Genomic DNA, 18,260 nt, shown 5'->3' with positions numbered 1-18,260 from the left:
GATATCGTTCTCCGAACGAATATGCAAAGAGCTTGAGGCAGAAGACTGGATAGCCAGCTTCTTGGCGTCCGCTGCAGAGAGACAGGCCCATGCTTACTTTTGCGCTCTATCAAAAGTGAGCCGCTGTAAGAGCGGAACCATAAGCAGCCGTTACCCAAATAACGGATATACCCAAAGCTCAAAACGCCAACTTATACCCAATGGTCATCAACATCACCGCCAAACAAGGCCGCAACACCCCATCCGGCACCTTCCCAGTCATGTGACTGCCAATGTAGATCCCCGGCAACGACCCCATCAGCAAAAACCCCAGCAAATGCCAATCCATATTCCCCATGCTCGCATGCCCCAACCCCGCAACCAGGGTCAGCGGCACGGCATGGGCAATCTCAGTCCCCACCAACCGCCGGGTAGCCAGGAACGGATAAAGGATAAACAACGCCACAGTCCCCAGCGCCCCAGCGCCGATGGATGTCAACGCCACCATGGTCCCCAAAATTGCCCCGGTCACCACGGTGAGCGCATTCAGGTTACGCGGGCTCATGTGATAGCTGTCACCCGCATGCCGCTGGGCAAAAGCCAACAAACTTTTCTTGAACAGGATCGCCAGGGCCGTCAGCAACAGCACAACACCCAACGCCTGCTTGATCACCGCATTCATCGCGCTAGGGTCAGTGTGCAGGCTGGCGAGGAACCACAAGGTCAGCAGCACCGCTGGCACGCTGCCCAGGGTCAGCCAGCCGGTGATGGTCCAGTCGATATTCTTGTTCTTGCTGTGCACCAGCACACCACCGGACTTGGTGATAGCCGCGTACAACAGGTCGGTGCCCACGGCAGTGGCCGGGTTGATCCCGAACCACAGCAGGATCGGCGTCATCAACGAGCCCCCGCCTACGCCCGTCATGCCGACGATAAAACCAACGATCAGGCCAGCCACCACGAAACCAATATTACCCACATCCATTACAGCTACCTGCGGCCTTATAAATTTCTGGCCGCAGGATAGCGATTTTTCTTATAACGACTTATATCAATGTGATCTGACTTTATGCCTTTTTCGCCAGTCGCTGACAGACATAGGCTTGGGTCTGATAAGGAAACGCCACGGTGTCACGCCCCTGCAGCGCCGGGTGGGTCTCGATCAACGCCTGCAACTGCGCCGTGACCGTGGCTTTTTCGGCAGCCGGCAAGGCCGCGATAAAGCTCACCGACAGGAAGCGATCCATGATTACTTCTTGCGGGCTGCCTACATGGTGGTAGGGAAAACAAGTCATCTGCGGTGCGGAAAAATACTCTCCGGTGAAAGCTTCACGCCAACGGCCAGTATGAAAACGCGGGGTGTCGCCTTCATAAGGCGTGATGATGTCGGTGATCGCCGCCACCCAATCCACCGACTCATCGCGCACATTCCACACCAGGCCCAGGTGCCCGTCTGGCTTGAGCACGCGGTGGATTTCTGCCAATGCTGCCTCGGTGGAGAACCAGTGAAAGGCCTGGGCGCAGACCACTGCATCGGCACTGGCTGATTCCAGAGGGATCGATTCGGCGGTGCCGTTGAGCAGGCGCACCTCCGGCAAGAGTTTACGCAGCTGTTCGCCCATGGCCGCCACCGGTTCGACGGCAATCAGCGTCGGCGCCAGGCTGCTGAGCAAGCGGGTGAATTTGCCGGTGCCGGCGCCCAGGTCGATCACCGTGGCCTGCGCATCGATGTGCAGCGCGTCGGTCAGCCAGCCGGTGAGTTGTCGCGGATAGTCGGGCCGGCCTTGGGCGTAGGTGACGGCCTGGGTCGAGAAACCCTGTTGAGCAGACGTGTGAACACCAGTCATTGCCAATCTCTCCTCAGGTATAGCGGGGGCCACAGTGTGCGCCCTCAATCGTTTATTTTCTAATCGGTGCATCCAATCGTGCCTTCCCTGGGTAGTCCCTGCAGCAACCCTGCTGTTCTACCCAATGGAGAGTCACCCATGAACGCTAAAGCCCTGCTCTGCCTGACTGCCCTGCTCGCCGCTGCGCCATCCGCTTTCGCCCAGACCGGCCTTCCCGACAGCATCAAGGTGCCGGATGGCCACAAGGTGGCGCTGGAGACCACAGGCGTAGGCGAAATCACTTACGAATGCCGCGACAAGGCCAACGCGGCGGGCCAGGTGGAATGGACCTTTGTCGGGCCCAAGGCGGTGCTCAATGATCGCAGCGGCAAGCAGGTGGGCACCTATTTCGGCCCACCGGCCACCTGGCAGGCCCAGGACGGCTCGAAGGTGACCGGCACACAATTGGCGGTGGCGCCGTCGGGGGCGGGCAACCTGCCGTATCAGCTGGTCAAGGCCAACCCCGCCGAAGGCAAAGGGGCGATGAGTGGCGTGAGTTATATCCAGCGGGTTGCCCTCAAGGGCGGCGTGGCGCCGAGCAGTGCTTGCACCGTGGCCGACAAGGGCAAGCAGGAAGTGGTGAAGTACCAGGCGGACTACATCTTCTGGGCCGCCAACTGACCAAACTCGACTACGCTGCCCCCTGTAGGAGCCGGCTTGCCGGCGATGACGGTGAACCAGTAGAGGAATAGGTCGGCTGGAACGCCGCCATCGCTGGCAAGCCAGCTCCTACAAGGGGCGGTGTTCGATATTACGGTGGTGGGAATACGTGTCTTTGCCAGAAGTCGATTTTGATTACGAAGCCTGCCTGCTGGCCTGCGCCCGGGGCGATCAACGTGCCTTGCGCCGGCTCTATGAGCACGACAGCAGTCGCTTGCTCGGCGTGGCGCTGCGCATCGCGCGGGACAAGTCGCTGGCTGAAGACATCGTGCATGACGCGTTCATCAAGATCTGGCGCGGCGCCGGCAGTTTTGACCCCCGTCGCGGCTCGGCCCGTGGCTGGGTGTTCAGCGTGACCCGGCACCTGGCGCTCAATGCCGTGCGCAACCATTACCGCGAAATCCCATTAGCTGAAGAACACGAGCAAGCCACTGCCACTGACACCTTTGAATTCGCTGCTCGTACCGGGCAAATCCACAGCTGCCTGGAGCAGCTCGACCCCGCCCGCCGCAGCTGCATTCTGCATGCCTACGTCGACGGTTTTTCCCACAGCGAAATCGCCCGGAAACTCGACACCCCGCTGGGGACGGTCAAAGCCTGGATCAAACGCAGCCTCGCCGCGCTGCGGGAGTGCATGGCATGAGTAACCCACTGGACGAACTGGCCAGCGAATACGTGCTGGGCACCCTGCCCGCCGAACAGCGTGCCGAGGTGGAACAGCGCCTGCCCCATGATGCGCCACTGCGGGCGGCGGTCGATGCCTGGGAGCAGCGCTTGTTGCCACTGACCGCCCTCGCGGAACCCGTACCGCCTTCGGCGCACCTGTGGCAGCGCATCGAACGCCATATCGCGACGGCGCGCACACCGTGGTGGGATCTGTTAGCGGTGTGGCGCGGTTTGGCCGGCGCCGGATTGGTCGCCACGCTGGCCTTGGCAGCGTTGTTGCTGACCCGCCCGCCCACCGCTGAGCCCACCTTTGTCGTGGTGCTGGTGGCCCCGCAAAATCAGGCCCCAGGCTGGGTAATCCAGGCCAGTAACAATCAACGCATTCAATTGATCCCGCTGGGCACGATGCACGTGCCGGCCGACAAGGCCTTGCAGTTCTGGACCAAGGGCGATGGCTGGCAAGGCCCGGTATCCCTGGGGTTGGTCAAGCCTGGGGAGACGCTGTCGGTGCCTCTGGACACGCTGCCGCCGCTCAGCCCAAACCAGCTGTTCGAACTGACCCTGGAAGACCCGCACGGCTCGCCCACCGGCAAACCGACGGGGCCGATCCAGGCCATCGGCCGTGCGGTGAAGGTGCTGTGATCAGCTGACGGTGGGCAACCACACGCGAAACCGCGCCCCGCCCAGGGGCGATGCCAGGGCAGTCAAGGTGCCGCCCTGAGCTTCAAGCGCGCGCCGGCTGATCGCCAGGCCCAGGCCGAAGCCACCGGTGGCGCGGTCGCGGCTGCGGTCCAGGCGGTAGAACGGCTCGAAGATGCGCTCACGCTGGTCCACCGGTATGCCGATGCCATCGTCATCCACCCAGATCTCACAGCCGTTGGCGCACACCTTGACGCCCACCTGGATACGCTTGTCGCAGTAACGCGTGGCATTGCGCAGCAGGTTCTGCAGGGCTCGGGCGGTGAGGCGCGGGTCGAGGCTGAAGCGCTCCACCGCGCAGTCCAGCGCCACGTCGATGACGATCTCGGGGTTTTCCAGCTCATCGTCGACACTGCCCAACACGCTGTCGATGAACTCATCGAGCACCACTTCGACCCGCTCCGGTAATTGCGCCGGGTTTTGCAGGCGGCTGTAGGACAGCAACTCCAGCACCAGCTCATCCAGTTCACGAATGTGCGCCACCAGGCTTTGCAGGCGCTCGCGACCGGCGGGCGGCAAGTCTTCTGACAGTGCCAGGGCCAGGCCGAAATCCAGGCGGGTCAGCGGCGTGCGCAACTCGTGGGAGACCGCATTGAGCAGGTCGCGCTGCTGGTTGAGCAGGTGTTCGATGTCATCGGCCATGGTGTCGAACACCGACGCCAGGCTGCCGATGTTGGAGCTGGGCGGAATCTGCGTACGCTCGCTGAGGTTGCCTTTGCCCAGTTGCGCGGCCGTGCTCTTGAGGCGCTCCAGGTCACGCCAGTGCGGGCGCAGCCACACCAGCAGGCAGGCGAGCAAGGCGGCGACGATCAGTACGTTGATCACCCAGTACAGCAGGTTCATGTCCATCGGGTCGGGCGGGATCGTCAGCTTGACCACGAACTGCGCATTGATCGGCGAGCTGACCTCTTCCATCCAGCCCCACTCCCCGAGGCGGATCACTGGTTTGCCTTGTTCCAGCAACAACTCTTCGGCGGGGGTGTAGCTGGCGTCCTGGCGCAGCAGCAGTTGCACTTTCAGCGGGGCAAAATCACGCCCCAGTTGCTCGGTGACCTGGGACCAGCGCTCCACCGGCGCCCGCAGGTACTGCTTGACGATCAGCTTCTGCTGGCCGCGGGACTGCTCGATGTTGTAGTTCATGTAGCGGTGTTCGAACACCTGGATCACCCCCTTGGGGATCAGGTAGATCGCCGCGCTGTAGGTGACGATGGTGATCAGGTAGAGGCGCAGCAGCACACGAAACATGGATCAACATTCCCACTCGGAGCGACTGAACAGGTAGCCCTTGCCCCACACGGTCTTGATCTTGCGCGCTTCGCCGGCATGGTCGTCGAACTTGCGGCGCAACTTGGAAATGGCCACGTCCACCGAGCGGTCGGTGCCGTTGAACTCGATACCGCGCAGGCGTTGCAGGATCTGGTCGCGGCTGAGCACTTCGCCGGCGTGCCGGGCCAGCACCACCAACAGGTTGTATTCGCCGCTGGACAGCTCCACCGCCTGTTCGCGCCAGGTCACGGTGCGCTCCGACAGGTCGATGCACAGGTTGCCCATGATGATCTGGTCGTTGGCCGCCAGGGGCTCGGACAGGCTGCTGCGGCGCAACAGCGTACGCACACGGGCCAGCAGCACCCGGGGTTCGCATGGTTTGGTGACGTAGTCGTCAGCGCCCATTTCCAGGCCCAACACCTGGTCGTGGCTGTCGTCGCGAGCGGTGAGCATCAGGATCGGCAGGCCCGCCGAATCGGCGCGCAGCAGGCGGCACACTTGCAGGCCGTCGAGGCCCGGCAGCATCAGGTCGAGGATCACCAGGTCCGGCGGGTTGAGGCGCGCACGTTCACGCACGTGGTCGCCACGGCTGAGTACGCTGACGTGGTAGCCATTGCGTTCCAGGTAGCTGGCAATCAGCTCGGAGAGTGCGGCGTCGTCTTCCACCAGGAGGATGTTGGGCATGGTGTTTCCAGATAATACGGTTCGTAGGCTGAGCAAAGACCCATGTGGCAGCGGGCGTGTGTGGGAGCTGGCTTGTGTGGGAGCTGGCTTGCCTGCGATGCAGTCACCTCGGTCTCCCAGCTAAAATGAGGTGATGCTATCGCAGGCAAGCCAGCTCCTACACAGAAGCCCTGCTCCCACATTTTGATCTTTGTTGTTTGCAGGATTGTGCAAGGATATACGCCCTTTGCGGACTATGGGCCGCACCTTACATTTCTTCACACACGACCTACACAGCTTCACAGCACCACGGCGCAGGTGTCTTTAGGATGCGCCAGTCAATATTGGGATATGAGCATGTCGAAGAATCTGTTTGCGCCGTTTTGCCTGCTGGCCCTGACGCTGGCCTTGAGTGCCTGTGACAAGTCCGCCGAGCAAGCGCCGGAAATGCCCCTGGCCAAGGTCCGTATCGAAACCCTGCAGGCCAAGCCCCTCTCCATCACCAGCGAATTGAGCGGGCGCATTGCCGCGCCGCGTATCGCCGAGGTGCGCGCACGGGTGGCGGGCGTGGTGATGCAGCGGGTGTTCAAGGAAGGCCACGACGTGAAACAGGGCGACGTGTTGTTTCGCATCGACCCGGCCCCGTTCAAGGCCGACCTCGACAGCGCCCAGGCCAATTTGAGCAAGGCCGAAGCCAACGCCTTCCAGGCGCGCCTGCAAGAGCAACGCTACAGCCAGTTGGTAGAAGGCAACGCCATCAGCGGCCAGGACTACGACAACGCCCGCGCCAACCTGCGCCAGACCAACGCCGAAGTCGCCGCCAACAAGGCCGCCGTGGAGCGCGCCAAGCTGAACCTGGGCTATGCCACCGTGACCGCGCCGATTTCCGGGCGCATCGGTCGCGCACTGGTGACCGAGGGCGCGTTGGTGGGCCAGAACGAGGCCACGCCACTGGCGATCATTCAGCAACTGGACCCGATCCACGCCGACCTCACTCAGTCCACCCGCGAACTCAACGACCTGCGCCGCGCCTTCCGTGCCGGCAGCCTGAAGCAGGTTGGCCAGGACCAGGCCAAGGCCACGCTGATCCAGGACGACGGCAGCCTGTACCCGTTGCCGGGCAAGCTGCTGTTCGCCGAGATCAGCGTCGACCCGGGCACCGGGCAGATCATCCTGCGCAGCGAATTCCCCAACCCGGACCTCGACCTGCTGCCCGGCAGTTTTGTGCGGGTGCGTTTGGAACAAGCCGTCGACAAGCAAGGCATCAGCGTGCCGCAACGCGCCATCACCCGTGACAGCGCGGGCATCCCCATGGTGTTGCTGCTGGACGCCGAGCAGACCGTGAGCCAGCAGCCGGTGGAACTGGGCGCGGTGATCGAGGACCGCTGGATCGTCAGCAGCGGCCTCAAGCCCGGTGACCGCATTGTCGTCGAAGGCCTGCAACATGCGCGCCCCGGTGAAAAAGTCGAAGTGGATGACAGCCCTGCCTCGGGCCATCTGGTAAAGGAATAACCCGCCATGCCGCAGTTCTTTATTGACCGCCCGATCTTCGCCTGGGTGGTGGCCCTGTTTATCCTGCTGGCCGGCGCGCTGGCCATCCCGCAGTTGCCGGTGGCCCAGTACCCCAACGTTGCGCCGCCCAAAGTCGAAATCTACGCGGTGTACCCGGGCGCGTCGGCCCAGACCCTGGACGAAAGCGTGGTCAGCCTGATCGAGCAAGAGCTCAATGGCGCCGATCACCTGCTGTATTTCGAATCCCAGAGCAGCCTCGGTTCGGCGACTATCACCGCCACCTTCCAGCCGGGCACCGACCCGGAAATGGCCCAGGTGGACGTGCAAAACCGCCTTAAGGCCGTTGAGCCACGCCTGCCCCAGGCGGTAACCCAGCAAGGTTTGCAGGTGGAAAAAGTCTCCGCCGGTTTCCTGTTGCTGGTGACCCTGACCTCCAACGACGGCAAGCTCGATGATGTTGCGCTCAGCGATTACCTGGCGCGCAACGTGATGAACGAGCTCAAGCGCCTCGATGGCGTGGGCAAGGCGCAGCTGTATGGCGCCGAGCGCGCCATGCGTATCTGGATCGACCCGCAGAAGCTGGTGGGTTTCAACCTGACGCCGGCCGATGTGAATGCCGCGATCAGCGCGCAGAACGCCCAGGTCTCGGCCGGCAGCATCGGCGACCTGCCGGGCACCAAGACCCAGGAAATCACCGCAGCGATCCTGGTCAAGGGCCAGCTGTCCACGCCGGCCGAGTTTGCCGACATCGTGCTCAAGGCCAACCCCGATGGCTCCACCGTGCGCGTCGGCGACGTGGCGCGCGTGGAAGTCGGCAGCCAGGAATACCAGTTCTCCACGCGCCTGAACGGCAAGCCGTCCACCGCCGTCAGCGTGCAACTGGCCCCGGGCGCCAACGCGCTGAACACCGCCAACCTGGTGCGGGCGAAGATGGACGAACTGTCGCGCTACTTCCCGGCCAATGTGGAATACAAGATCCCGTACGACACTTCGCCGTTCGTCAAGGTCTCGATCACCAAGGTGGTCTACACCTTGCTGGAAGCCATGGCACTGGTGTTTGCGGTGATGTTCCTGTTCCTGCAGAACGTGCGCTATACGCTGATCCCGACCCTGGTGGTGCCGGTGGCGTTGATGGGCACGTTCGCCACCATGTTGCTGCTGGGCTTTTCGATCAACGTGCTGACCATGTTCGGCATGGTCTTGGCCATCGGCATCCTGGTGGACGACGCCATTGTGGTGGTGGAAAACGTGGAGCGCATCATGGCCACCGAGGGCCTGTCGCCCAAGGACGCCACGCGCAAAGCCATGGGCCAGATCACCGGCGCCATCGTCGGTATCACCCTGGTGCTGGTGGCGGTGTTCCTGCCGATGGCGTTCATGCCGGGTTCGGTGGGGGTGATCTACCAACAGTTCTCGCTGTCGATGGCCACCTCGATTCTGTTTTCGGCCTTTCTCGCCCTGACCTTGACCCCCGCGCTGTGTGCCACGCTGCTCAAGCCGATCCCCCAGGGCGAGCACCATGCCAAGGGCGGCTTCTTCGGCTGGTTCAACCAGCGCTTTGAACAGCTCACCAACCGCTACGAAGGCTGGGTGGCCTACGCCCTCAAGCGCAGCGGCCGCTACCTGCTGATTTACCTGGTGCTGCTGGTGGGCCTCGGGCTGATGTTCACGCGCCTGCCCTCCTCGTTCCTGCCGGTGGAAGACCAGGGCTACACCATCACCGACATTCAATTGCCCCCCGGCGCCAGTAAGAACCGCACGGTGCAGGTGGCCGAACAGATTGAGGCGCACAACGCCGGGGAGCCTGGGGTGGGCGACACCACCATGATCATGGGTTTCAGCTTCTCCGGTTCCGGGCAGAACGCCGCGCTGGCGTTTACCACCCTCAAGGATTGGTCCCAGCGCAGCGGCGACGACTCGGCCTCGGCGATTGCCGACCGTGCCAACGCCGCGTTCAGCGAGCTTAAAGATGCGATTGCCTACGCGATCCTGCCGCCTCCGGTGGATGGCCTGGGCACGTCCAGCGGCTTTGAATTCCGCCTGCAAGACCGTGGCGGTGTGGGCCACGCCGCATTGATGGCCGCCCGCACGCAGCTGCTCGCGGCGGCCGAGAAGAGCCCGATCCTGGCCAACGTGCGCGAAAGCGCCCTGGCTGAGGCGCCGCAGGTGCAACTGGAAGTGGACCGCAAACAGGCGAATGCGCTGGGCGTCTCGTTCGCGGATGTGGGCAACGTGCTGTCCTCGGCGATCGGCTCGGCCTACATCAACGACTTCCCCAACCAGGGCCGCATGCAGCGGGTGGTGGTGCAGGCCGAAGGCGACCAGCGCAGCCAGGTGGCGGACTTGATGAAGATCCACGTGCGCAACAACGCCGGGAAGATGGTGCCGCTGTCGGCGTTTGTCGAAGCCAAGTGGACCCAGGGCCCGGCGCAGTTGACGCGCTACAACGGCTACCCGGCCATCGCGATTTCCGGCGAAGCGGCCCCGGGGCACAGCACCGGCCAGGCGATGGAAGAGATTCAGCGCCTGGTCAGCCAGCTGCCGGCCGGCCTGGGCCAGGAATGGACCGGGTTGTCGCTGCAGGAGCGTTTGTCCGGTTCCCAGGCGCCGTTGCTGCTGGGCCTGTCGCTGCTGATCGTGTTCCTGTGTTTGGCGGCGCTGTATGAAAGCTGGTCGATCCCGACCTCTGTACTACTGGTGGTGCCACTGGGCGTGCTCGGTGCGGTGCTGGCGGTGACCTTGCGCGGCATGCCCAACGATGTGTTTTTCAAGGTGGGCCTGATCACCATCATCGGCCTGTCGGCGAAGAACGCGATCCTGATCATCGAGTTTGCCAAGGACCTGTACGAGCAAGGCGAAGACCTGATCGACGCCACCTTGAAGGCCGCGCGGTTGCGCCTGCGACCGATCATCATGACGTCCCTGGCGTTCATCCTCGGCGTGGTGCCATTGGCGATTGCCACCGGGGCCAGCTCGGCCAGCCAACAGGCAATTGGTACCGGGGTGATCGGCGGGATGATCACAGCGACGCTGGCGGTGGTGTTTGTGCCGGTGTTCTTTGTGGTGGTGATGAAACTGGTGCGCAAGCGCCACAAAGCCGACTGATCAGCACCACCCTGCCGGTGATGGTGTCTTCAAAGGCCCCATCGCTGGCAAGCCAGCTCCTACAGGTTTGTGTTTTGCCAGGGGTATCTTGGGCTGGCGAAATTCCCTGTAGGAGCCGGCTTGCCGGCGATGGCGTCCTCAAGGGCCCCATCGCCGGCAAGCCGGCTCCTACAAGGGTTATGGGTTGCGTTCGGGATCGGGTACAGTCTGTTCACACCTCGCCAGCTGTGAGCCGCCATGCCCTTCCTCGCCCGCACCCACCCTCGCCTTTCCACCGCTGCCGTGCTGGGTATTGCCGTGGGTCTGCTGGCACCGGCCGACACGGTGATCAGCAAAATCCTCATCGGCTGGAACTCCGGCGTGTGGACCTATCTGGTGCTGATGCTGTGGCTGACTATCCGCGCCAAGGCGCCGGACGTGAAGCGTATCGCCGAAATCGAAGATGAAAACGCCGGCCTGGTGCTGTTCGTGGTGTGCATCGCGGCCATTGCCAGCCTGGCAACCATCACCTTTGAACTGGTCGGCAGCAAGGACCTGCCCACCACCGCACGCCTGCTGCACTACGGCTTTACCGGCTTGACGGTGATTGGCTCATGGCTGTTGATCGGGGTGATTTTCAGCGTGCATTACGCGCGGCTTTATTACACTTGGGACGGCAAGGAACCGGCGCTGCGCTTTGCCGAGGGCCTGACAACCCCCAATTACTGGGACTTCCTGTATTTCTCATTCACCATCGGCGTGGCGGTGCAAACGTCGGATGTAGGCGTGGCCACGCGCAGCCTGCGCAAAGTGGTGCTGGGGCAATCGTTGATCGGCTTTCTGTTCAACACCGCGATTCTGGGGTTTTCGATCAACATCGCAGCCGGGCTGTTCGGTTGAGGCTGCACAAACCTTCTAGACGCCCGCCCACCACCGGGCGCTAATGGCAGACCTTATTCGTCTCGGTGAGTCATGGCCGCGCACAATTGGATCGACCTGTCCCAGGACGCCGACACCGGCATCGAGACCCTGCGCGCGCATTTTGAAGGCCACGCCTACGATCCCCATTGGCATGACAGCTACCTCATTGGCGTGACCGAGCAAGGCGTGCAGCAATTCAACTGCCGCCGCACCCGGCACAACAGCACCCCGGGCCAGGTGTTTCTGGTCGAGCCCGGCGAGTTGCATGACGGCGACGCGCCCACCGCAGACGGCTTTACCTACCACATGCTCTACCTCGACCCGCACTGGTTGGCGCGGGAAGTCAGCGCGGTGTTTGAAGAGGCACCGGTCAACAGCCAACTGAGTGTGGTCAGCACGTTGATCAATGATCCCCGCCTGGCACACGCCACCAGCCACGCTTTCCAGACCCTGCACAGCAATGAACTGCGCATCGTGCGCCAGCGCGCCACCGACCAGCTGCTGGAACAGCTCACCGGGCAACTTCATTGGCGCACCCGCTATCGCGACGACCCGCGCCTGCCGTTAGTGGCGCACAAGGCCCGGGAATACTTGCATGCGCACCTGCACCAGGACGTGGGCATGGACGAACTGGCGCTGGCCTGTGGCGTCGACCGTTTCCGCCTGACCCGTGCGTTCAAGAGCGCGTTTGGCCTGCCGCCCCATGCTTATCTGGTGCAACTGCGCCTGGCCCGCGCCCGGCATTTGTTGGCCAAGGGTGAGCAGCCCGCCGACGTGGCGATTGCCCTGGGGTTTGCCGACCAGAGCCACCTGGGCCGCTGGTTCGTGCGCGCCTATGGCCTCACGCCCGCCGCTTACCGCAAACGTTGCTCAAATCTTCCAGACAGATAAGGCGCGGGCTTGTGAAGATCGACTCCATCGATTGGTTTACCGGAGTCACAGACCATGCTGTCCACGTTGTTGCCCTTCATGCTGTTTGCCTTTGTCGCCTCGATCACCCCTGGCCCCACCAACATCCTGGTGCTGAGCAACAGCGCGCGGTATGGCTTGAAGGCTGCATTGCCGATCATTTTCGGCGCCTGCGCGGGCGCGGCAGGTCTGGTGTTGCTGGTAGGAACCGGGGTCGGCCAGTCCCTGGTGCAACTGCCCCGGGTACAGACTGCGCTGCAAGGGTTCGGCGTGGCGTGGCTGAGTTACCTGGCCTGGCAGATCTACCGTGCGCCGCCCCAGGCCGTCGAAGTGGAGGCCACTGAAAAGCCCCTTGGCCTGATCGGCGCCGCCTCCCTGCAGGTGATCAACCCGAAAACCTGGATGATGGCTGTCGCAGTGGTCAGCGTGTTTGCCGGCCACGGGGCTGAACGCCAAGGCCAGGTGGTGCTGCTGTCCCTGGTGTTTTTCCTCGTCTCCATGCCGTGCCTGGGCACGTGGGCGCTGCTGGGCGTGGGTTCTGCGCGGGTGTTTCGGTCGCCCAGGGCGATGCAGCGCTTCAACCGGGGCATGGCGGTTTTACTGCTGGCGGCCACGTGGCTGAGCGTGGTGGTGTGAAGCACCGGCTGTCAGGCTTTGTCCTACAACAACTTGACGACTTTCCTCATTTGATGGTTTCCTGAAACCGGTTTCAGTCATTCCAATAAAAACAGAAGGTCGATGGCCGTGAACACTTTTTCTGCCGCCCAGCGCAGCCGCGTCACCATGCATGATGTTGCCGAACGCGCTGGCGTCTCCAAGGCCAGCGTGTCGCGCTTCATCGGTGACGACCGCGCCCTGCTCTCCGATGCCATCGCCCTGCGCATCGAACAAGCCATCGAACAGCTTGGCTACCGCCCCAACCAGATGGCCCGTGGCCTCAAACGCGGGCGTACGCGCCTGATCGGCATGCTGGTGGCCGATATCCGCAACCCCTATTCCATTGCCGTGATGCACGGCGTCGAAACCGCCTGCCGCCAGCACGGCTACAGCCTGGTGGTGTGCAACACCGACCGCGATGACGAGCAGGAGCGCCAGCACCTTGCAGCACTGCGTTCGTACAACATCGAAGGCTTGATCGTGAACACCCTCGGCCATCACCTCGATCAATTGCTCGAACTGCAACGGGAAATGCCCCTGGTGCTGGTGGACCGCAAGGTCGAGCCCTTGCACAGCGACCTGGTGGGGCTGGACAACCCGGCCGCCGTGCGCATGGCCGTCGAGCATTTGCAGCAACAGGGTTATCGCGACGTGTTGATGGTCAGCGAAACCACCGATGGCACCAGCTCACGGCTCGAACGCCAGGCCAGCTTCAAGGCCGAAATTGCCAAGCGCCCGGGCCTGGCCGGCGCCGTATTGGAGCTCGATGAAACGCTGGAAAACCACCTGCACACCTTTCTCGCCAAACCCGGCGCCAAGGCGCTGTTCTGTGGCAACGGCGTTGCCGCGCTGGCCTGTACCCGCGCCTTGAAAAACCTCGGTTGCGACCTGTTCAACGAGGTCGGCCTGATCGCCCTGGATGACCTGGACTGGTACCCGCTGGTCGGCAGCGGCATCACCGCCCTCGCCCAACCGACCCAGGCCATTGGCGCCACGGCGTTCGACTGCCTGCTCAAGCGCCTGCGCGGCGACACCGAACCGACGCGCACCCTGGATTTCCTGCCCGAACTCATCGTCCGAGGCTCCACTACCCCCCTGTAGGAGCCGGCTTGCCGGCGATTGGGCCATGAGCCTTGCGGTGTAAGCAAGGACGCCATCGCCGGCAAGCCGGCTCCTACAGTTTGAATTGTGTGAAAAAATGAAACCGGTTTCAGAGGTCAATAACAATGCATAAATACCCCGTTTCCATCAGCCTCTCCAGCTACGGCGCCGACCTTGTGCGCCAGCAGGGCCAATTGCGTTTTGTCGAGTTGCTCGCGGCCGCAGGCGCCCGACGCATCGAGTGGCGTGAAGAGCTGTTGACCCATGAACAGCCCGCCGAATTGGCCCAGGCAGCGGCGCAACATCAGTTGGAATCCGTTTTTTCTTCACCGCTGGAACTCTGGGTCGCCGGACGCGCCCAGCCGAATGCGGAATTGGTCGCCACCCTGGATCGCGCCCAAGCCTTCGGCTCGCGCTGGCTCAAAGTGTCCCTGGGTTACTTCACCGACACCAACGACCTCGAAAGCCTGCACGCCCTGCTCGACCGTCACCCGGTCAAACTGCTGGTGGAAAACGACCAGACCCTGCACGGCGGGCGCATCGAACCCTTGCAACGTTTTTTCAGCGACGTCGAACGCCTGGGCCTGCCGGTGAAGATGACCTTCGACATCGGCAACTGGCAGTGGCAGGACCAATCGGCCCTCACCGCCGCTCGCCTGCTGGGCCGGCATGTGGATTACCTGCACTGCAAGGCCGTGGCCCGTCGCCCGGACGGCAAGCTGGTGGCCCTACCGCCTGACGCCACCGACCTGCATGTGTGGGAACAACTGCTCAAGCACATGACTCAAGGTATTACCCGGGCCGTGGAATTCCCGTTGCAAGGCGATGACCTGATCGACGTCACCGCGCAACAGGTCGCCGCCCTCACCCTGCTTGGCCAGCCCCGTGCGGAGAACGCCCATGTCTGAGATCGATATCCTGTCGTTTGGTGAAACCATGGCGATGTTTGTCGCCGAGCAGACCGGCGACCTGGCCCAAGTGGCGCAGTTTCACAAGCGCATTGCCGGGGCCGACAGCAACGTCGCCATCGGCCTGTCGCGCCTGGGTTTCAACGTCGCCTGGCTGAGCCGGGTGGGCGACGATTCCCTGGGCCGCTTCGTGGTCGACACGCTGTGCCAGGAAGGCCTGGATTGCCAGCACGTCGCGGTTGACCCGCAACACCCTACCGGCTTCCAGTTCAAGTCCCGCGAAGAAGCCGGGGCCGACCCGCAGGTGGAGTACTTTCGCAAAGGGTCGGCCGCCAGCCATTTATCGGTGGCGGCCATCAGCCCGGCGCTGCTTGAGGCCCGCCACCTGCACGCCACCGGCATTCCGCCGGCCTTGTCCGACGCTACCCGCGAACTGTCCAGCGAGCTGATGACGCAAATGCGCAAGGCGGGCCGCAGCGTGTCGTTCGACCCGAACCTGCGCCCGTCGCTGTGGGCCAACCCGCAAACGATGATCCGCGAGATCAACGCCCTGGCCGCCCTGGCCGACTGGGTACTGCCGGGCCTGGGCGAAGGCCGTTTGCTCACCGGCTTCGACGACCCCGCCGACATCGCCGCCTTCTACCTCGACCAGGGCGCCGAAGCCGTGGCCATCAAGCTGGGGCCGGATGGCGCCTACTACCGCACACACATGGACCAGGGCTTTGTCGCCGCCGTGCCAGTGGAAAAAGTCGTGGACACGGTGGGCGCGGGCGACGGTTTTGCGGTCGGCATGATCAGCGCACTCCTGGAAAACCTCAGCTTCCCCGAGGCCATCCAGCGCGGCAACTGGATCGGCAGCCGTGCCGTGCAGAGCCGTGGCGACATGGAAGGCTTGCCCACCCGTTCAGAGCTGCCCGTTCGATCCGTTGCATAAACCACTCCCTGTTGCCACAACTACAACAAGCTCAGGAGCCACACCATGGATACGCTGAAACTCGCCACCCGCCGCTGGTGGTACATCATGCCGATCGTTTTTATCACCTACAGCCTGGCCTACCTGGACCGTGCCAACTATGGCTTTGCCGCTGCCTCCGGGATGGCCGAAGACCTGATGATCACCCCCGGCATGTCGTCGTTGCTGGGAGCACTGTTCTTCCTTGGCTACTTTTTCTTCCAGGTGCCGGGGGCGATCTACGCGCAAAAGCGCAGCGTGAAAAAACTCATCTTCGTCAGCCTGATCCTCTGGGGCGGCCTGGCCACGCTGACCGGCGTGGTGTCCAACGCCTACATGCTGATCGCCATACGCTTCATGCTCGGCGTGGTCGAAGCCGCGGTGATGCCGGCAATGCTGGTGTACCTGTGCCACTGGTTCACCCGGGCCGAACGCTCGCGGGCCAACACCTTCCTGATCCTCGGCAACCCGGTGACCATGCTGTGGATGTCGGTGGTGTCGGGCTACCTGGTGCAGCATTTCAGCTGGCGCTGGATGTTCATCATCGAGGGCCTGCCGGCGGTGATCTGGGCATTTATCTGGTGGAAGCTGGCAGACGAGCGTCCCAAGGATGCCAAGTGGCTCAGCGACACTGAAAAGCGCGACCTGGACAGTGCCCTGGCCGCCGAGCAGGTCGGCATCAAGGCGGTGAAGAATTACGCCGAAGCGTTCCGCTCGCCCAAGGTGATCATCCTGGCGTTGCAGTTCTTTTGCTGGAGCATCGGCGTGTACGGCTTTGTGCTGTGGCTGCCGTCGATCCTCAAGGCCGGCTTGCAGATGGATATGGTCGAGGCCGGCTGGCTGTCGGCGTTGCCTTACCTGGCGGCGGTGATTGGCATGCTCGCGGTGTCGTGGGGCTCGGACAAACTGCAAAAGCGCAAACGCTTCGTGTGGCCGCCGTTGCTGATTGCCTCCGTCGCGTTCTACGCCTCCTACGTGCTGGGGGCCGAGCATTTCTGGTGGTCCTATACCCTGCTGGTGATCGCCGGGGCCTGCATGTATGCGCCCTACGGGCCGTTTTTCGCAATTGTCCCGGAGATCCTGCCGGCCAACGTGGCCGGCGGTGCCATGGCGCTGATCAACAGCATGGGCGCCCTTGGCTCCTTTGGCGGCTCCTACCTGGTGGGCTACCTCAATAGCAGCACCGGCTCGCCCGGTGCCTCGTACCTGCTGATGAGCGGCGCGTTGCTGCTGTCGGTGGTACTGACGATTTTTCTCAAGCCCGGCGCCAGCGACCGCACGCCGGCGCCCAACCTGGAATTGAAGGTAAAGACCGCATGAAAAAGTCTGTCGTGTTGTACAAGAAACTCTCCGCGCCGTTGATGGCCCGCCTGCATGAACAGGCCGATGTCACCCTGATCGAAGCCCTCGACGACACCGGCCTGGCCAAGCTGCGCGACGCCCTGCCCGGCGCCCATGGCCTGCTCGGTGCCAGCCTGCGCCTGGATGCCAATTTGCTGGACCTGGCGCCGCAGCTGGAAGCCGTGGCGAGCGTCTCGGTAGGGGTCGATAACTACGACATCGACTACCTGACCGCGCGCGGCATCCTGCTCAGCAATACCCCGGACGTGCTCACCGAAACCACCGCCGACACCGGTTTTGCGCTGATCCTGGCCACCGCCCGCCGCGTGGTGGAACTGGCCGACATGGTGCGCGCCGGCCAATGGAACAAGAACGTCGGCCCGGCGCATTTTGGCACCGATGTACACGGCAAGACCCTGGGCATCATCGGCATGGGCCGTATCGGCGAAGCCCTGGCCCAGCGCGGGCATTTCGGTTTTGGCATGCCGGTGATCTACCACAGCCATTCGCCCAAACCCGCGGTGGAGGCGCGCTTTGGCGCGCAGTACCGCAGCTTGAACGACTTGCTGCAACAGGCCGACTTTGTCTGCCTGACGCTGCCGTTGACTGCGGAAACCGAGAAGCTGATCGGCGCCGAAAAGTTTGCCCTGATGGGTCCGGAGACGATCTTCATCAACATCTCGCGGGGCAAGGTGGTGGATGAAGCGGCACTGGTGGAGGCCTTGCAACAGCGCACGATTCGGGCGGCGGGGCTGGATGTGTTCGAGCGTGAGCCGTTGAGTCACGACTCGCCGTTGCTGCGTTTGAATAACGTGGTGGTGACGCCGCACATCGGCTCGGCCACCCATGAGACGCGGGAGGCGATGGCCAAGTGTGCGGTGGATAATCTGTTGCAGGCGTTGGCCGGCGAGCGACCGAAGAATCTGGTCAATGCAGCCGCCTGGAAACGCTAATACCTGACACACCACACACCCCTGTAGGAGCTGGCTTGAACTGGCCTAATGATTTTGGACACTTCAATCGGGCGCTATGATGGCGCCCAAATCTGAGGTGTTT

Annotated in this window: 16 protein-coding genes and 1 pseudogene; 13 read left to right on the top strand and 4 right to left on the bottom strand. The window is 63.0% G+C overall.

The genetic code is table 11. The features are described from left to right. Positions 1-178: 178 nt before the first annotated feature. Entirely contained in the window at positions 179-964 is a 786-nt protein-coding gene (locus tag AC07SU_RS29545; protein ID WP_494999099.1) for a sulfite exporter TauE/SafE family protein, read from the bottom strand. An 82-nt stretch (positions 965-1,046) separates the two neighbouring features. Next, a complete protein-coding gene (locus AC07SU_RS29540; protein ID WP_494999098.1) occupies positions 1,047-1,826 on the bottom strand; it encodes a class I SAM-dependent methyltransferase in 780 nt (259 codons plus the stop codon). Between the two features lie 138 nt (positions 1,827-1,964). Here AC07SU_RS29540 and AC07SU_RS29535 point away from each other — a divergent pair, with 138 nt between their 5' ends. The 3 genes from AC07SU_RS29535 to AC07SU_RS29525 all read left to right on the top strand — a co-directional run bounded on the left by AC07SU_RS29535 (position 1,965) and on the right by AC07SU_RS29525 (position 3,833). Then, positions 1,965-2,486: a DUF3455 domain-containing protein gene (locus AC07SU_RS29535; RefSeq protein ID WP_178925999.1), complete on the top strand. Its 522-nt coding sequence runs from the start codon at positions 1,965-1,967 to the stop codon at positions 2,484-2,486. Positions 2,487-2,640: 154 nt separating this feature from the next. Continuing rightward, positions 2,641-3,168, top strand: coding sequence for a sigma-70 family RNA polymerase sigma factor (locus AC07SU_RS29530; RefSeq protein ID WP_494999100.1), 528 nt, complete (start codon positions 2,641-2,643; stop codon positions 3,166-3,168). Beyond that, on the top strand, positions 3,165-3,833 hold the full coding sequence (locus tag AC07SU_RS29525) for an anti-sigma factor (RefSeq protein WP_494999097.1): 669 nt from the start codon (positions 3,165-3,167) through the stop codon (positions 3,831-3,833). Before AC07SU_RS29530 ends, AC07SU_RS29525 begins: the two co-directional genes overlap by 4 nt. Here AC07SU_RS29525 and AC07SU_RS29520 read toward each other — a convergent pair whose 3' ends face one another. Both AC07SU_RS29520 and AC07SU_RS29515 read right to left on the bottom strand, forming a co-directional pair. Further along, a complete protein-coding gene (locus tag AC07SU_RS29520; protein WP_176997737.1) occupies positions 3,834-5,135 on the bottom strand; it encodes an ATP-binding protein in 1,302 nt (433 codons plus the stop codon). 3 nt (positions 5,136-5,138) lie between these two features. After that, positions 5,139-5,840, bottom strand: a complete 702-nt coding sequence (locus AC07SU_RS29515; RefSeq protein ID WP_176997738.1) for a response regulator — start codon at positions 5,838-5,840, stop codon at positions 5,139-5,141. Between the two features lie 336 nt (positions 5,841-6,176). Here AC07SU_RS29515 and AC07SU_RS29510 point away from each other — a divergent pair, with 336 nt between their 5' ends. The 10 genes and pseudogenes from AC07SU_RS29510 to AC07SU_RS29465 all read left to right on the top strand — a co-directional run bounded on the left by AC07SU_RS29510 (position 6,177) and on the right by AC07SU_RS29465 (position 18,157). Further along, entirely contained in the window at positions 6,177-7,331 is a 1,155-nt protein-coding gene (locus AC07SU_RS29510) for an efflux RND transporter periplasmic adaptor subunit (protein WP_494999096.1), read from the top strand. Between the two features lie 6 nt (positions 7,332-7,337). Next, positions 7,338-10,436 carry a multidrug efflux RND transporter permease subunit gene (locus tag AC07SU_RS29505; RefSeq protein ID WP_494999095.1) on the top strand — a complete coding sequence of 1,033 codons (3,099 nt, stop codon included), beginning with the start codon at positions 7,338-7,340 and terminating at the stop codon, positions 10,434-10,436. 237 nt (positions 10,437-10,673) lie between these two features. Then, positions 10,674-11,315, top strand: a complete 642-nt coding sequence (locus AC07SU_RS29500; RefSeq protein WP_494999094.1) for a DUF1345 domain-containing protein — start codon at positions 10,674-10,676, stop codon at positions 11,313-11,315. A 72-nt stretch (positions 11,316-11,387) separates the two neighbouring features. Beyond that, a complete protein-coding gene (locus AC07SU_RS29495) occupies positions 11,388-12,227 on the top strand; it encodes an AraC family ligand binding domain-containing protein (protein WP_494999093.1) in 840 nt (279 codons plus the stop codon). A gap of 54 nt (positions 12,228-12,281) precedes the next feature. Beyond that, a complete protein-coding gene (locus tag AC07SU_RS29490) occupies positions 12,282-12,881 on the top strand; it encodes a LysE family translocator (RefSeq protein ID WP_494999092.1) in 600 nt (199 codons plus the stop codon). A gap of 108 nt (positions 12,882-12,989) precedes the next feature. Continuing rightward, positions 12,990-14,032 (top strand): annotated as a pseudogene (locus AC07SU_RS29485) (LacI family DNA-binding transcriptional regulator). A 96-nt stretch (positions 14,033-14,128) separates the two neighbouring features. Then, a complete protein-coding gene (locus AC07SU_RS29480) occupies positions 14,129-14,911 on the top strand; it encodes a sugar phosphate isomerase/epimerase family protein (RefSeq protein ID WP_494999091.1) in 783 nt (260 codons plus the stop codon). Continuing rightward, the gene (locus AC07SU_RS29475) at positions 14,904-15,845 is read left to right on the top strand and encodes a sugar kinase (protein ID WP_494999090.1); all 942 of its coding nucleotides are present in this window, start codon (positions 14,904-14,906) and stop codon (positions 15,843-15,845) included. The genes AC07SU_RS29480 and AC07SU_RS29475 overlap by 8 nt, the downstream gene beginning before the upstream one ends. Positions 15,846-15,890: 45 nt before the next feature. Continuing rightward, positions 15,891-17,183 carry an MFS transporter gene (locus AC07SU_RS29470; protein ID WP_494999089.1) on the top strand — a complete coding sequence of 431 codons (1,293 nt, stop codon included), beginning with the start codon at positions 15,891-15,893 and terminating at the stop codon, positions 17,181-17,183. Continuing rightward, complete coding sequence (locus AC07SU_RS29465) at positions 17,180-18,157, top strand: 2-hydroxyacid dehydrogenase (protein ID WP_494999088.1); 978 nt, start codon at positions 17,180-17,182, stop codon at positions 18,155-18,157. Before AC07SU_RS29470 ends, AC07SU_RS29465 begins: the two co-directional genes overlap by 4 nt. Positions 18,158-18,260: the final 103 nt, after the last annotated feature.

Source organism: Pseudomonas sp. GW821-FHT05H12, from assembly GCF_059419385.1.
This window is presented reverse-complemented; position numbering and strand designations above follow the sequence as displayed.